This is a genomic window from Caulobacter sp. GW821-FHT10C03, assembly GCF_059415485.1.
Genome location: NZ_JBWKNI010000015.1, coordinates 1 through 15,513, shown reverse-complemented (window position 1 = coordinate 15,513; position 15,513 = coordinate 1). Strand labels below are relative to the sequence as shown.

General features: G+C 71.0%; 10 protein-coding genes. 3 read left to right on the top strand and 7 right to left on the bottom strand.

Annotated features, from left to right (window positions below):
* Positions 1 to 107: 107 nt before the first annotated feature.
* The 7 genes from AC07NG_RS18225 to AC07NG_RS18195 form a co-directional block, all read right to left on the bottom strand.
* Positions 108 to 614, bottom strand: a complete 507-nt coding sequence (locus AC07NG_RS18225) for a GNAT family N-acetyltransferase (protein WP_494595494.1) — start codon at positions 612 to 614, stop codon at positions 108 to 110.
* Entirely contained in the window at positions 611 to 1,948 is a 1,338-nt protein-coding gene (locus tag AC07NG_RS18220; RefSeq protein WP_494595493.1) for an N-succinylarginine dihydrolase, read from the bottom strand. Before AC07NG_RS18220 ends, AC07NG_RS18225 begins: the two co-directional genes overlap by 4 nt.
* Entirely contained in the window at positions 1,945 to 3,393 is a 1,449-nt protein-coding gene (gene astD / locus AC07NG_RS18215; RefSeq protein WP_494595491.1) for a succinylglutamate-semialdehyde dehydrogenase, read from the bottom strand. Before astD ends, AC07NG_RS18220 begins: the two co-directional genes overlap by 4 nt.
* Entirely contained in the window at positions 3,390 to 4,394 is a 1,005-nt protein-coding gene (locus tag AC07NG_RS18210) for an arginine N-succinyltransferase (protein ID WP_492856187.1), read from the bottom strand. Before AC07NG_RS18210 ends, astD begins: the two co-directional genes overlap by 4 nt.
* Positions 4,395 to 5,654 carry a hydrolase gene (locus tag AC07NG_RS18205; RefSeq protein WP_494595489.1) on the bottom strand — a complete coding sequence of 420 codons (1,260 nt, stop codon included), beginning with the start codon at positions 5,652 to 5,654 and terminating at the stop codon, positions 4,395 to 4,397.
* Positions 5,655 to 5,754: 100 nt separating this feature from the next.
* On the bottom strand, positions 5,755 to 9,927 hold the full coding sequence (locus AC07NG_RS18200; protein ID WP_494595487.1) for a translocation/assembly module TamB domain-containing protein: 4,173 nt from the start codon (positions 9,925 to 9,927) through the stop codon (positions 5,755 to 5,757).
* A complete protein-coding gene (locus tag AC07NG_RS18195; RefSeq protein ID WP_487289553.1) occupies positions 9,924 to 11,705 on the bottom strand; it encodes an autotransporter assembly complex protein TamA in 1,782 nt (593 codons plus the stop codon). The genes AC07NG_RS18200 and AC07NG_RS18195 overlap by 4 nt, the downstream gene beginning before the upstream one ends.
* Before the next feature lie 261 nt (positions 11,706 to 11,966).
* Between AC07NG_RS18195 and AC07NG_RS18190 the strand changes: the two genes are divergently transcribed.
* Genes AC07NG_RS18190 through AC07NG_RS18180 form a run of 3 tightly spaced genes read left to right on the top strand, consistent with a single transcriptional unit; the run spans position 11,967 to position 15,440 of the window.
* Entirely contained in the window at positions 11,967 to 13,508 is a 1,542-nt protein-coding gene (locus AC07NG_RS18190; protein WP_110122104.1) for a circularly permuted type 2 ATP-grasp protein, read from the top strand.
* On the top strand, positions 13,505 to 14,446 hold the full coding sequence (locus AC07NG_RS18185; protein WP_110122103.1) for an alpha-E domain-containing protein: 942 nt from the start codon (positions 13,505 to 13,507) through the stop codon (positions 14,444 to 14,446). Before AC07NG_RS18190 ends, AC07NG_RS18185 begins: the two co-directional genes overlap by 4 nt.
* 4 nt (positions 14,447 to 14,450) lie before the next feature.
* Entirely contained in the window at positions 14,451 to 15,440 is a 990-nt protein-coding gene (locus tag AC07NG_RS18180) for a transglutaminase family protein (RefSeq protein WP_494595484.1), read from the top strand.
* The last annotated feature ends 73 nt before the right edge of the window (positions 15,441 to 15,513 follow it).

Here is a 15,513-nt window from a genome sequence, read left to right as displayed (position 1 = left end):
GAAGGTGTCGGCGTAGCCGACGGATGAGGGGTCGCGCGGACGGTTCTGAGAGACCCCTCACCCGACCTCGCTCCGCGAGGCCACCCTCTCCCGCAAGGGGAGAGGGATCAGAGAATGAGCCCCATGGCGATGTCGTCCTCGAACGTTCCGTCCGGGAAGCGCCCGCGCTTCTCCAGCCGCCCCTCCACCCGAAACCCCAGCCGCTCATAGAGCCGGATCGCGCCCGCGTTCCCCGCGCCGGTCCCAAGCTCCACCCGCACGATCGGCGGATCCATCGCCCGCGCGGCGGCGAACAGCGCCTGGAACAGGGCCGAGCCGACGCCCCTGCCCCGCCAGTCCGGATGCACCGCCACGGTCAAGTCCGACAGCACGTGCGAGAACAGCTTCACCGGGATGCGCATGGCGTGGATCTCGCCGATGACCACGCCGCCCTCGTCCACCGCCACCAGGCCCACGCCGTCGGCCAGGGCTTCGTGCAGAATCCGGTCGATATAGCCGTCGGTGATCTCCTCCGGCTGGCGCGCGATGCCGCCTGGCATGGCGGCCGTGGCGCGATGAACGGCGGCGACCGGGATCGCGTCGTAAGCGCGGGTTGGGCGGATCGAGAAGCTCATGCGTCTCTCTGGAAGGGATAGAAGCCGCCGCCGAGATCGAGGATCGCGGTCAGCTCGTCCAGGGCCTCGCGGCTCTCGACCAGCAGGGCCGGATCGGCGAGATCGGCCGGCGCCAGGCGGTCGCGATAGCGTCGAGCGCCCCAGTCGGCTAGGCGCGCGTGTAGGGCCGCGTCGAAGCGCTGGGCGGGATTGGCGGCGGCCAGTTCCTCGTCCGTCAGCACCACCCGCAGCCGCAGGCAGGCGGGACCGCCGCCGTTGCGCATGCTCTGGCGGACGTCGGCGTATTCGACGCGACCGATCGAGCCGTTGGAGGCCACCAGCCCCTCGGCCACGGCGCGGGCGCGGGGATTGTCGCGGGTCTCACCGGGCGCCAGCAGCACCAGGCGGTCCTCACCGGGCAGGACCAGGAGTTGGGAGTTGAAGAGATAGCTCTTCACCAGGTCCTCGATCGGCAGGTCGGCCTCGGAGACCTCGACGAACACCGGCTCGAACAGGCCCTCGGCGGCGCGGCGAACCTCGGCTTCCATGCCGGCGCGGTCCTCGAAGGCGGCTTCGTGGAAGAACAGGGTCTCGCGCGTGCCCACGCAGACCACGTCGTTGTGGAAGGCCCCGCCGGCGATGGCGCGACGGCCCTGGCGGGGGAAGACGGCGCGGGCGGCGGCGTGGCGACGCTGGATCGCCTCGAAGGCCTCGCGGGTCTGGCGGGCCGGATAGGCGCCGCTCCAGTGCTCCCAGGCTTCACGGCCCCAGACGAACAGGTTCACCCCGGGCTCGCCGTGTTCTACGCAGAGCCGCACGTGGTTGGCCGCGCCCTCGTCGGCGAAGTGCGGCTGGGTCGGCAGCGGGTCGTGGACGGCGAAGCGGGCCTCGTCCGGGAACAGCCGGCGCAGAGCCCTGGCGGTCTGCGGGCCTTCCAGGCTGCGGTGCAGGTTGGTCAGCAGGTTGGCCGGCGTGAAGTGCACGCGGCCGTCGGCCGCATCGGCGCTGGGGGTCACCGTGGCGGCGTTGGCGGCCCACATCGGCGAGGCCGAGCAGGCGGCGGCGGCCAGGGCCGGAGCGGTCTTCCAGGCGGCCTCGATGACGGCCGCGTCGGAGCCTGCGAAACCGATCGACTTCAGGAAGCCCACGTCTGGCCGCTCGTGCGGCGGCAGCACGAACTGCGGCACGCCCCAGTCGGCCAGCCGGCGCATCTTGTCGAGGCCCTCCAGCACCGCCGCACGCGGGTCCGAGACCTGGCCGGCATTGACCTGGCTGGCGATGTTGCCCGGTGACAGGCCGACATAGGAATGGGTCGGCCCCACGAGGCCGTCGCAATTGGCCTCGAAAGCGGTCACGGGCGAAGGCCCTTGATGTCGCCCGTGGTGTCGAGCACCGCGCCGGCCTCGAAGCTGGCCACGGGATAGGCGCAGTAGTCGGCCGCGTAATAGGCGCTGGGCCGGTGGTTGCCCGAGGCCCCCAGGCCGCCGAACGGCATGGTCCCGGCCGCGCCCGTGGTCGGGCGGTTGAGGTTGACGACCCCGGCCCGGATCCGCGCCAGGAATCGGTCCCAGAGAGCCGGGTTCTCGGTCACGAGCCCGGCCGAGAGGCCGTAGCGGGTGGCGTTGGCGGCGGCGAGCGCCTCGTCGAACGAAGCCACGCGGCGCACCTGCAGGATCGGGGCGAAGATCTCGTCGTCGGGCACTTCGACGCCGGTGACGTCGATCAGGCCCGGCGAGACAAAGGCGCCCGACAGGCCTTCGACGCGGCCCGGCGCCAGCAGGCGTTGCCCCTCGATACGGCCGGCGGCGGCCAGGGCGTGGCCGGCGGCGCGTTCGGAGATCAGCGGCCCCATGAAGGGCTCCTCGCCGTTCCACGGGCCGATCGACAGCTTCGGGACCAGGGCCAGCACGGCCTCGACGATCGCTTGGCCTTCCGATCCGTCCGGCACGATCAGGCGGCGGGCGCAGGAACAGCGCTGGCCGGTGGTGATGAAGGCCGACTGCGCCACCAGCGCCGCGACGGCGGCCGGGTCGCCGGTCTGCCAGGCCACCAGCGGATTATTGCCGCCCAGCTCCAGGGCCAGGATCACGTCGGGCCGATCGGCGAAGTGGCGGCGGAAGAAGGTCCCCGCCTGGGCCGAGCCGGTGAACAGCAGGCCGTCGATCTCCTGGTCGATCAGGGCCTGCCCGACCTCGCGGCCGCCCTGCACGAGGTTGACGACTCCGGCCGGAACACCGGCCGCCTCCAGGGCCTCGACCAGCAACTGGCCGGCCAGGGGCGTCTCTTCGGAGGGCTTGAAGACCACGGTGTCGCCGGCCAGCAGGGCCGGCACGATGTGGCCGTTGGGCAGGTGGCCCGGGAAGTTGAACGGCCCCAGCACCGCCATCAAGCCATGCGGGCGGTGGCGCAGCACGGCGCGGCCGAAGGGCATAGCGTTTTCGGCCACGCCCGTCCGCTCGTCATAGGCCTTGATCGAGGCGTCGACCTTGCCGGCCATCGAGCCGATCTCGGCCTTGGTCTCCCACAGCGCCTTGCCGGTCTCGCGGCTCAGGGCCTCGGCATAGGCGGTCGAGCGCTCGACCAGCACCTCCTTGTAGCGACGCAGGATGGCGATCCGCTCCTCGCGCGGCAGATCGGCCCAAGGATGGAAGGCCTTGCGGGCCGCCGCGACGGCCGCCTCGACATCGGCGGACGAGGCCGTGGCCTCGCGCCAGACCACCTCGCCGGTCGCCGGGTCGGAGGAGACCGCCTCCGGCCCCTGCCCGTTCTTCCAGACGCCGTCGATAAACACGCCGCTCATGCCTTCACCCGCACATGGTCGCCTTCACTGACCCCGAGAGCGTCGGCCGCCTCGCGATCCAGGATCGCCGCCTCGCCGTCGATCAGCACGGCGGCCCGCACGGCCCGGAACCGGGCGACGTCGGTGGTCGAGATCAGGGCCTCCTCGCCGAACGCATCCTCGCCGATCTTCACCCGCAGGCGCCTGGCGTCCCGCACGGTACGAATGTCGTCGCGCGGCGCGGCGACGGTCGGGCCGGCGTCGAACAGGTCGACCAGACCCTGGTAGCGGAAGCCTTCCCGCTCCAGCATGGCCCGCGCGGCCTCGCCGTCGCGGTGGACCTTGCCGATCACGTCGCGCGCGGCGGGGGCCAGCAGCTCGGTATAGATCGGGTGGCGCGGCGCCAGATCGAGGATGAACTGGCCGTTGGTCGAGGCGCTCATCAGATCGGCCTGGTCGAAGTCCAGCCGGAAGAACTTGCTGGCCGCGTGCTCCCAGAACGGACACGAGCCGTCCTCGTCGAACCAGCCGCGCAGCTCGGCCAGCACCATCTCGGCGAAGCGCTGCGGCTCGATGCCGATCAGCATGTAGCGTGACTGGGCCAGCAGCCGCCCGGCCCCGCCCTTGCGCTTTTCGGGGCGCAGGAACAGCGACCCGACCTCCGACCAGCCCGCGCATTCGTTCACCAGCACCAGGGCCTTGTGGTCGAAACGCATCTCCAGCACCGGCGACGACTGGGCCAGGGTCACGACCCGGAACGAGAAGAACGGCCGCTTGAGGCCGACGCTGGCCTTGACGCCGGCGACGCCGTCGATGACCCCGCTCTCCAGGTCCTCCAGCATCAGGGTGTACCAAGCCTCGGGCGGGGCGACCCCGGCCTGGAAGCTGGCTTCCGAAAGCGCCAGGCGTTCGCGCAGGGTCGGCTCGTCCTCGGGCAGGCTGGTGAAGCCCCGCCCCGACAGCACGGCCAACTCCATCAGGGAGTCGAAATCCGCCGAACCGGCGGGACGGACGACGAGCATTCAGAGGATCTCCGGTACGGCGGCCATGGCCGCGCGGATCGCGTGGGCGTCGATATCGCCGTTCGCGAGCTTGATCAGGGTGAGCGCCGAGAGCTGGGCGCGCTCGACGAAGCTGGCCGGCCAGGCGTGCTCGGCCTCGCTGTGGATGTCGCCGCCGCGCACGCCCAGGCTGTCGATGTTGGGCAGGCCCGAGGCGAAGAGGTTGTTGCCCTCGCAGACCCCGCCGGACGGCTTCCAGGCGATGTCCTGGCCCAGCAGCGCGCCGACCTCCTTGACCGCGCCGAACAGGCGCTCCTGGGCGACGTTGAACGGCTTGGCGCCGCGGGTGATGCGGCCATGCAGATGGGCGTGCAGGCCGTCGGCCTTTGTGGAAGCGACGATGTCGGCGATCTCGCCCTCCAGCCAGGCGGCGTCGGCGGCCGAGGGGAAGCGGACATTGAAGCGCAGCACGGCGATGTCGGGCACCATGTTCAGCGGCGAGCCGCCGTCGATCTTGGCGATGTTGAGCGTGACCCCCTCGCGGCGGCCGTTAAGGGCGTGCAGGGCCTGGGCCAGACGCGCGGCCTCCATCACCGCGTTGCGGCCCGAGGCGAAGTCGCGGCCGGCGTGGGCGGCGCGGCCGTGGACCACGACGTGGAAATTGCCCGAGCCCTTGCGCACGCTGGCCAGCGCCCCGTCGGCCAGGGCCGGCTCGTAGGTCAGGCCCACATGACCCAGCCGCGCGAAGTCGGCCAGCACCGGGGCCGAGGCGATCGAGCCGATCTCCTCGTCCGGCGACAGCAGCACGCGGTAGCCCAGATTGGCGGCCTTGGGGTGGCGCTCGAAGGCCTCCAACGCCGCCAGCATCACCGAGATCCCGCCCTTCATGTCGGCGATCCCCGGCCCGTGCAGCGCGCCGTCCGGACGGGTCGAAACGGTCTGGAAGGCCGAGGTCTCGGGGTAGACGGTGTCGTAGTGGCCGGTCAGCACGACCTGGACCGCCGCCTCGGGACGCACCACGACGGCGATGGCCGGGGGATGAAGCTGCGCGACCTCACGTCCATCGGCGGCGATCTCGGGCGAGGCGGTCAGCGGGATCTCGGTCGGGGCGGCGGGCAGAGCCGAGAAGGCTTCGGCAAGAACCTGCCGCTGCCGCTCCAGGCCCGCGATGTGACGGCTTCCCGAGTTGATGGCGCACCAGGCCACGGCCCGGTCGATGATCCGGGGGCCGTCGGCCGCCAAACTCCCCAGGACAGCCCGATCTTCGTCGTCGATCCGCATGGATTCGCTGTCTCCCTTGACCAGAGCCTAGTCCAAGGGCCGCGGGCAAAACGTTGTTTCCTTTGGCGAGGAAACCGCAGGCCCGCGCAACAGCCTTGCGCTACCTATAGTTCTTTCGCCATTTTACCGAAAGCTTGGCGTCGCCGTCGCCGCCCAGGCGCGAGACCAGCGACAGCGCCCGGCGGATGCGCCATTCGACCTGCGCCGCCGGCCCTTCGCGGCCGCCGCCGATGATCTCCACATAGACGTCGTCGGTGACGTACTTGCCGCCCGATACGGTCATGCCCGTGGTGCCCTCGGCGAAGGCCAGGCGGTCGAGGCGGGCGAAGCTGCGCAGGTTGCCGATCACGTCGAAGCCGCCGCCGCCGGCCAGCGACGCCAGGGCCGAGGCCAGTTGGGCGGCCTCGATCGGCGACAGCTGGGCGGCCGACGATCCGAACAGCACCTGCGACAGCACCTCGTCCTGCGGCAGTTCCGGCGTCGAGGTCAGGGTGATCTCCGGCTTGGCGGCCGTGCCCGAAATCTTGATGACGGCGGTCAGGGCGTCGTCCTCGCGGGTGGCGGTCAGGTCCAGCCGAATCCGCTCCAGCTGGGTGGCCAGGCGCACCACGCCGTCGTCGTCGAACTCGAAGCGCTTGCCGGCGAAGTCGTATTCGCCGCGCACCACGCGGGCCACGCCGTCGAGGCTGGGGCTGGCCGTGGTGCCGCCGACATGGGCGTCGAGCGACAGTTCGACGTCCAGGCCCCTGCCCTTCACGAAGATCCGCCGCGGCGCCTTCAGGGTGACGTCCAGCGCCATGCCGGAATCGGCCCGCCGCTGGCGGACCTCGACGCCCTGGACCAGGTCCTGCGGGCGATTGCGCTCGATGACGTCCATCGAGACGACGCCGGCCGGGGTCTTGGACTGGGCCGAAACGTCGGCGCGGTCGATGGTCAGGGCCCCGGTCAGCTTCACCTTGCCGGCGGAGTCGCGGTTGATCGTCGTCTGGCCGGTGGCGGACGCTTTCGCCAACTCGTTGTCGATGACCTGGAAGTTCTTCATGTCGAGGCGGAAGCTGCCGACGCCGTCGCGCGCCAGGCTGATCCGCCCCTGGCCCGACACTGTACCGCCTCGGCCGTCGGCGCCCTGGGCCTTGCTGACGTCGATGGCGTTGTCGGCCAGGGCCAGGGTGATGGCGACGTCCTGCAGCCGCAGACCCGACTGGCCGTCCTCGAACTTGCCGCCGGTCAGGGCGGCGCGACCGATCAGGCGCGGGTCGGCCAGGGTGCCGGCCAGCGAGCCCTCGGCGTCGATCTTGCCCGACAGGCCGCGTTCGGGGCCGATCAGCAGGTCCCACAGCGGCTTGATCTCGCCCTGGGCCAGGAAGCGGCCCTGCACCGCGCGGCGGCGGTCGATGGCCAGGCGGAACGGCTTGGCCGAGGCCTCGGTCGGCAGGGTCAGGTCGGCCTCGGCCTTGAGGCCCTGGGGGTTGGAGCCGCTGGCCTTGACGGTCATCACCCGGTCGCGCAGGTCGCCATGGATGGTGGCGTCCAGCGACTGGTTCTCCTTGGCCCCGCGCTCGCGGGCGCCCGACAGGTTGGCGTCGAGCTCGCCGTCCAGCGCCTCGCCCTGGCCGCGCATCGAGACGCGGGCGTCGATGCGGCCGGCCAGATCGGGATTGAGGGCCGTCAGGCTGACGCCCACCAGGTCGGCGCGCAGATTGGCCAGCTCGCCGCCGACGTCGAGATCGAGGTCGGCGCGGCCGTCGCCGAGGTTCAGGCGCAGGCTGCTGGTCGTACGCGGTCCGCCGAAGCGGATCTGGGCGGATTCGCGAGTGGAGATGTCGGTGCGGGCCATCCGGCCCTTGGCGTCGAGGGTCAGCAGATAGTCGTCGGTCTGCTGGGCCAGCACGCCGGTTCCGGCCAGGTTCCAGCGACCGGCCGGCGCCTCGCCGCGAGCGTCCAGGGTCAGCGGCAGGCGGCTCATCGGGCCGTTGGCCTTGATGGTCGCGGTGCGCAGCTTCCAGGCGCCGCCGGCGACGTCCTGGGCGACGAGATCCAGCGTGGCGTTCGGACCGCCGGGCGCGTCGACCAGCTTGACCGCGCCCTTCACCGAACCCTGGGCAAGGAAGGCGCCGGGGCCGACGGCCACGCTCAGGTCGGCGCTCGCGGGGCGGCCGTCGCGCAGGGAGGCGCCGCCCTGGGCCTTCAGGCCGCCGGCGTCGATGTCGAGATCGGAAAGCTCCAGCCCGCCCGGCGCGAACCGGAAGGCGGTCTTGCCGCGCGCCGGCCCGTACTGGCTGGCCGCCTGCAAAGACGCCGTGCCGTCGCCGCCGTCGGGCAGCTTGGCGAAGGTCAGGGCCAGCTTGGCGTCCTTCAGCGGCAGGCGCGGCAGCTCGATGCTGTCGAAGGCGGCCTTGAGGTCGGCGCGGGGCGCGGTCAGCGTCCCGGTGATCGCGCCGTCGCCCGAGGCCTTGCCGCTGATCTCCACCGGCCCGGCGCCGAACGGCCCTTCGGCCGACCAGTCGAGCTTGAAGGCCAGGTTGTTGCCGGGCGTCATGACGCCCGAAGCCTTGGCGCGGGCCGACGCGCCGTCGAGCTTGGCGTCGGCGACCGACAGCTTGCCGTTGTCCCAGGCCGCGCGGGCGCTGAGCTTGGGCGCGGCGCCTAGCAGCCGGTCGAGTTCGGAAAGACCCGTGGCGAAGCCGGCGCCCTTGGCGTCGGCGGTGAAGTTCCAGGGCTTGTTGTGGGCCTGGCTGGCCGACCACTTGATGTCGGCCGCGCCCTTCATGCCCGGCCGGATGGGGGCCAGGGAGGCGACCTTGGCCGAGCCGTCGAACGACAGGCCGCCGAGCAGGCCGCGCTCGCCCTTGCCGTCGACGACGATGTTGGGGGCGACGATCTTGGCGTGCTTGATCAGGAAACGGCCGTCCTTCAGGCGCGCGCCCTCGAACTCGGCCTTGGGCGAGCGGCCCAGCGGCGCCAGCAGACCCTCGCCCGCCCCGCCCTCGGTGGTCGCCGAGGCGCGGATGGTCAGTTCGCCCTTCTTCCAGCCGACGAAGGCCGGACCGCGGGCCCGCGCCAGGCGGTAGCCGAGCAACTCCAGATTGGCGACGTCGGCAGGCCCCTCGACCGAGAAGCCGTCGGCGCCGAGCTTGAAGACGCCCTGCGCCTTGGCAGCGCCCATCTTGGGGATCGGGGTGATCTTGGAGAGATCGCGAACAGAGGCCGAGAAGGTCACGCCTTCCGGCGCGGTGCGGCGCTGGCTGATGTCGGCCAGGCCTTGGGCGTCCAGGCTGAGGTTCGGCGCGCGCAGCTTCAGGGAAAGATCGGTCGAGGCCCCGGCCCTGCGGCCGACGAGGTCGACGTCCACGGCCGCGCCGAACATCCGCTCGTAGAGGTCGGTGTGGCTGGAGGCCGAAAGGTCGACATGGCCGCTGGCCGAACCGCCCTGGGCGGTCCAAGCGCCGCCGGCCCGCAGGGGAACGGTGTCGCCGGTCTGGGCGCGGATGGTGAAGGCGCCGGCCTGGGTGGTGCCGTTGGCCTTGGCGTCGAGCTGGAACGGGCGGTCGGCGGGCAAACCGAGGCTCCCGGCCAGGGCGCCGCCCTTGGCCTCGCGCCCCGTGGCGGTCAGCAGCAGGGTCTGGTCGCGGCCGAGGTCGAAGACGAGATCCAGGTGATCGCCCGGGTGCAGGCGGCTGGCGGCCGACAGCCGGCCGGCCTGGCCGCCCGCCCGCGCCATCTCGAACGCCCCGGAGACGTCGAAGTCGCCGGCCACGTTGCTGAACGCCGGTCGCGAGACCAGGCGCAGCTTGAAGGCGTCGAGATCGACCGAGACCGGCGCGGCGCTCGACTTGCCTTTGGGGCCGAGCGTGGGGCGGCGCACCAGCGTCACCTGGCGGGCCTCGATGTTGTCGGCGTGGAAGCGGCGCCACCACAGCTCGCGCGGACGCCAGACGACGTGCAGGTCGGCGCCCTCCAGCCAGACGCCCTTCTCGTCGGAGATGGTCAGCCGGCGCACGCCGAAGTCACGCCAGATGTCGCCCGACAGACCCTCGATCTTCAGCGTGCCGATGCGGCCCAGCTTCAGGCCGCTGGTGCGGGCTTCGAGGAACGCCCGCCCTTGAGGGGTGATCACGCCGTAGCGCACCACGCCCAGGAACAGGGCGACGATCGCCACCAGGGTCACCGAGACGATGATCAGCCAGCCGGGCCCGCCGATGCGGCGCGCGACCTTGACCGCGGCTTCTGCGACCTGTTCGACGGGCTCTGGCGGCGGTGCGGCGTCGGTCAAAAGCTCTGCCCGATGCTGAGATAGATCTGGAAGGCCGGGTCGCCCTTGCGCTTTTCGAGCGGCACGGCGAAGTCGGCGCGGATCGGGCCAAAGCCCAGGTCGTAGCGGACGCCGAAGCCGACGCCGGCGCTGAAGTCGTCGGCGCTGGGCGTGGGCTCCACGCCCACGGCGCCGGCGTCGAGGAAGAACACCCCGCCCCAGCGCTCGGTGAAGCGATGGCGCACTTCGAGGGAGGCCTCGAACAGCGACAGGCCGCCCTGCGGGGTGTTGTCCGACAGACGCGGGCCGATGGCCTGGTAGGAATAGCCGCGCACCGAGCCGCCGCCGCCGGAATAGAAGCGCCGCGAGGCCGGCACTTCGGGCATGGTGCCGCCCAGCATGGCGCCCAGCTTCAGCCGGCCGGCCAGCACCGTCTTGGCGTTCTCGCCGAACGGGATGTAGGCCGCGCCCTGCGCCTGGGTCCGGATGTAGACGAGGCTGGTGTCGCCGGTGATCGCCGTCGGCTCGGCCCGGGCCTCGATCCGCCAGCCCTGCTTGGGATCCAGGATGTTGTCCGAGTGATCCCAGGCGTAGGCGGCAAGGGTGGTGAAGGTCGCCAGGTTCAGCCGCTGACCCACCGTGCCGCCGCTGGCCGAGGTCAGTTCGGTGGTCTGCGACAGGTCCAGCGATACGCCGTAGGTCTGGTAGCGCGTGGCCTGCAGCCGGCGCGTCAGGTCGGCGCTGATGGTGGCGCCGGTTTCGTCATAGGCGTCGGTCGTCTCGCCAAACACCTTGCTGGTCAGCTTCAGGGTCTGCTGCGGCCGGCCCCAGTGCGGCAGGGCGACCGAGCCCTCCAGGCTCTTTTCCAGCTTGGCGACCTGAGTGGTGATCGTGGTGGTGTCGGCCCGACGCAGGCGGTTGTAGCGGATCCATTTGACGTCGACGCCGGGGCCTTCGCTGGTCGAATAGCCGGCGCCGAGTTCCAGCGTGCGCGAGGCCCGGTCGGCCAGGGTCACCTGGATCGGACGCAGGCCGTTCTCCAGCGCCTTGTCCTTGGGGGCCAGCGCCACCGAGACGGTGTCGTAGACGCCGGTGTCGCGCAGCCGGCGCTCCAGTTCGGCGACGTCCTCGGGATCGTAGACGTCGCCCTCTTTCCAGGGCGCGAGGCGACGCAGCCAGACGATGTTGGTGCGGCCCTTGGTCGAAAGCTCGACGCCGTCGACCTTCACCAGTTCGCCCGAAGCGATGACGAAGGTCGGGCGCACGGTGTGGTCGGCGTGGTCGACGATCACCTGGCGCGGATCGGCCATGGCGTCGGCATAGCCCAGCTTCTGGACTTGGGCGACGGCCCTGCCTTCGGCCCCGAGCACCTCGGCGGCGCGGCCGGCCGAGCCCTCGGTCAGGCCCAGCACCGAGAAGGCCCGCTCGCGCACGCCCTCGTCCGGCGGTTCGCCCGACCAGTCGATGCGGGGATCGGCGAAGACGAACAGCGGACCGGGCGTGACCTTGACCACGCCGCGCGGCGGATCGGCCTCGGTGACGTCGGGCTCGACGACATAGGCGTAGTAGCCCTCGGCGCGCAGCACGGCCACGGCGTCGTCGGCGGCGTCGCGGGCGCGGCGGCGGGCTTCGGAGCGGCTGCCGGGCGGGCCGTCGGATTCGGTCAAGGCGCGCTGAATCGCCTCGCGCAGGGCGCGATCCTCGACGCCCGTGATGGTCGCCGATGGTTCGTCCGCATGCGCCTGGGCCGCGAAGGCCGCCATGACGGCGGCCAGGCCCAGGACTGTCGTCTTACGCACCAAGCTTCGTCCCCGCGCGGAGCGCCCCCAGGCCTCGTGTAGTCGGGCGCTTCACGCCTGTCACGCCGCGAAATGCTGCGAGGGCGAACGATGGCGCCTTCTCAGGCCCGGCAATTGGCGCCCAAATGATGAGCAGTCGTGCGCATTGGCGCGGCGGAGCGCGAAATCCGCCGCGAACCTTTTCGAGGCGTTCTAGGTTTCCATCGACCAGCGCCGCTTCGGCGCGGGTCCAAGAGACGGACAACCAAGGTGGACACAGGCGTGGCGGCGAAAATACAGAGCCTGGACGAAGCCCCCAACCTGCCGATGACGGGGGCGGCCTATCTGCCCGGCGTGGCTTACGACGAAATGTTCGCTCCGGGCGGCGAAGTGCGCGGCCACTACGCCCCGCTGCAGTCTCGGATGGCGACCCTGGGCGCCTCGGCGCTGGCCGATCGCCAGAAGACCCTTGAACGCTCGTTCCTGCTGCAGGGCATCACCTTCACCGTCTACGGCGCGGGCAGCGCGACCGAGCGGATCATTCCCACCGACCTCTTTCCGCGAATCATCCCGGCGGCCGAATGGGCCAAGATCGAGTCGGGCCTGACCCAGCGCCTGCTGGCGCTGAACATGTTCCTCGCCGACATCTACGGCGAGCAGAAGATCCTGATGGACGGGGTGGTGCCCCGCGACCTGGTGCTGGGCGCGCCCTCGTACCGGCGCGAGATGCAGAACCTCTACGTGCCGCACAAGTCGTACGCCAATGTCTGCGGCAGCGACCTGATCCGCGGCCAGGACGGCCAGTTCGCCGTGCTGGAGGACAATCTGCGCGTCCCCTCGGGCGTATCCTACATGCTGGCCAACCGCGACGCGGCCAAGCGCACCTTCCCGGGCACCTATCGCGAGGCCGGGGTGCGGCCGGTCGAGCGCTATCCCGACCTGCTGCTGGCCACGCTGAAGAGCATGAGCGCCGACTGGCGGTCCGACCCGCAGGTCGTGGTGCTGACCCCAGGCGTCTACAACAGCGCCTATTACGAGCACGCCTATCTGGCCCGCCTGATGGGCGTGCCGCTGGTCGAGGGCCGCGACCTCGTGGTCCACGACAACATGGTCTACATGCGCACCACCACAGGCCTGCGCCGGGTGGACGTGATCTATCGCCGGGTCGACGACGACTTCATCGACCCCCTCACCTTCCGTCGGGATTCGTCGCTGGGCGCCGCGGGCCTGTTCAACGCCTATCGCGCCGGCAACGTGGTGATCTGCAACGCCCCGGGCACGGGCGTGGCCGACGACAAGGCCGTCTACGCCTTCGTGCCGGACATCATCCGCTACTACCTGGGCGAAGACCCGATCCTGCCCAACATCGAGACCTATCTCTGCCGTGAGAAGAGCCAGCTCAGCCACGTGCTGGCCAATCTCGACAAGCTGGTGGTCAAGGCCGTGGGGGCCTCGGGCGGCTACGGCATGCTGGTGGGGCCGCACGCCAGCGCCCAGGAGCGCGCCGAGTTCGCGGAAGCCCTGAAGGCCGATCCCGGCAACTACATCGCCCAGCCGACCATCCAGCTGTCGACCGCGCCGTGCCTCGTGGACGGCCGCATCGAGCCCCGCCACGTCGACCTGCGGCCCTTCATCCTGTCGGGCGAGAAGACGATCGTCACCCCCGGCGCCCTCACCCGCGTGGCGCTGAAGCGCGGCTCGCTAGTGGTCAATTCCAGCCAGGGCGGCGGTTCGAAGGACACCTGGGTGCTGGCCGAGGAGAACGGTCACTCCAACGGCAACGGCAATGGCCACTCCAACGGTCACAAGGGGAACGGCCAATGATGCTCGCCCGGGTCGCCGACAGCCTCTACTGGCTGGGCCGCTATATCGAGCGCGCCGAACACCTGTCGCGGCTGTCCAGCGTGATGCTGAACGCCACGCTCGACCAGACCGATTCCGGCGTCCAGGCGGTGTGGATCGCCCTCTCGGCCGTCGGCGACAGCGAGACCGGCAAGGTGTCGCCCTATGACGCCGCCCTGGCCCTGGTGCTCGACCGCTCGGACCCCAATTCGGTGGTCTCATCCCTGACCATGGCCCGCGAGAACGCCCGCCAGGTGCGCGACCAGATCACCACCGAGACCTGGGAGCGGCTGAACGTCCTCTATCTGCGGGTCACCGACCCCAACGCCGAGGCCGAGTTCGCCGACAACTCAGTGGCCTTCCTGCACGACGTCATCGCCGACGTGCACCTGTTCAAGGGCGCGGCCGACGCCACCATGAGCCACGGCGAAAGCTGGCGGTTCATGATGCTGGGCATGTACCTGGAGCGGGCGCAGCTGGTCTCCAGCCTGCTGGAGGTGTGCTTCGCCCCCGCCCCCGGCCGCGAGATCAACGACCACCTGGCGCTGGTCAGCCTGCTGCGTATGGCCTGCGCGCTGGAGCCCTACCTGCGGGTCTACACCGCCGAGATCGAGCCCCGGCACATCCTGGAGTTCCTGGTCTTCGACGAGGACTTCCCGCGCTCGATCCGTTTCGCCACCTCGCGCATCGAGGAGCACCTGGCGACCCTGGCCCGCCACGTCGAGGCCGCCGGCCGCGCCGCGCCCGAGCGCCTGGCCGGCAAGCTGAAGGCCCGCCTGCAGTTCGCCGACGTCGACGAACTCGAGGCCGGCGGCGCCGGCTCGCTGCTGACCGCCGTGGTCAACGAGTGCGCCCGCATCCACGAAGCCATCTACGAAACCTTCGTCTCCTATCCCCTCGAACTGCGACTGCCGGCCTGATCCCATGCTGCTCGAAATCCGCCACGTCACCCAGTACCACTACGAGCGGCCGGTCCGCGAAAGCCTGATGGAGCTGTGGATGCAGCCCCAGAAGGGCGCGCGCCAGCGGCTGGTCAGCTTCGAGCTGGACATCGATCCGGCCGGCCAGCTGTTCTCCTACGCCGACAGCTTCGGCAACGCGGTCTATCACTTCGACGTGCCCCAGCCGCACGACCGCCTGACCATCATCGCCCGCTCGGCAGTGGAGACCGAACGCGCCGCCGACCTGCCCGACAGGCTCGACACCGGCGAGTGGGACCGCCTGCGCAGCGAGTTCGTGCGCGGCGAGTGCTTCGACTTCCTGCGGCCGCACGGCTTCGTGCAGACCACAGAGGCGCTGCTGGCGTTCATCGCCAAGCACGACCTGGAAGACCTGCGCCGTCAGGACCCGCTGACGGCGCTGAAGCGGCTGAACGAGACCCTCTACCAGTCGTTCGGCTACCAGCCCGGCGTCACCGACGCCGACAGCCCGATCGACCTGGCCCTGGAGGCCGGCAGCGGCGTCTGCCAGGACTTCGCCCACATCATGCTGGCCATCTGCCGCAGCTGGGGCCTGCCCGCGCGCTATGTCTCGGGCTACCTGTTCACCGACCGCGACGCCGGCGACCGCTCCGATCCCGACGCGACCCACGCCTGGATCGAGGTCTTCCTGCCCAGCCTGCGCTGGGTAGGGTTCGATCCGACCAACAACTGCCTGACGGGCGAGCGTCACGTGGCCGTGGCCGTCGGCCGCGACTATGCCGACGTCACGCCCTCGCGCGGGGTCTACAAGGGCGACGCCGAGAGCCATCTGGCGGTGGGCGTCACCGTGCGCCGCGCCCGCGCGGCCCTGGCCGAGCCGGAGTTCCTGCGCCTGGCCAAGCCCGCCGCCTTCGGCGGCCGCCGCCGCGGCGACGCCGCCGCGGTCCATCAGGACCAGCAGCGCCAGCAGCAGCAACAACAACAGCAGCAGTAGGCGGTTTCGTAGATCCTCCCCCTCTGGGGGAGGTGGCCCAGAGGGCCGGAGGGGGCCGGCGCCAGCGCCAGGG

Excerpts from the sequence above, each read along its gene's own strand:
- AC07NG_RS18225 (WP_494595494.1), bottom strand. The coding sequence starts at position 614 with ATGAGCTTCTCGATCCGCCCAACCCGCGCTTACGACGCGATCCCGGTC.
- astD (WP_494595491.1), bottom strand. The coding sequence starts at position 3,393 with ATGAGCGGCGTGTTTATCGACGGCGTCTGGAAGAACGGGCAGGGGCCG.
- AC07NG_RS18210 (WP_492856187.1), bottom strand. The coding sequence starts at position 4,394 with ATGCTCGTCGTCCGTCCCGCCGGTTCGGCGGATTTCGACTCCCTGATG.
- AC07NG_RS18205 (WP_494595489.1), bottom strand. The coding sequence starts at position 5,654 with ATGCGGATCGACGACGAAGATCGGGCTGTCCTGGGGAGTTTGGCGGCC.
- AC07NG_RS18185 (WP_110122103.1), top strand. The coding sequence starts at position 13,505 with ATGATGCTCGCCCGGGTCGCCGACAGCCTCTACTGGCTGGGCCGCTAT.
- AC07NG_RS18180 (WP_494595484.1), top strand. The coding sequence starts at position 14,451 with ATGCTGCTCGAAATCCGCCACGTCACCCAGTACCACTACGAGCGGCCG.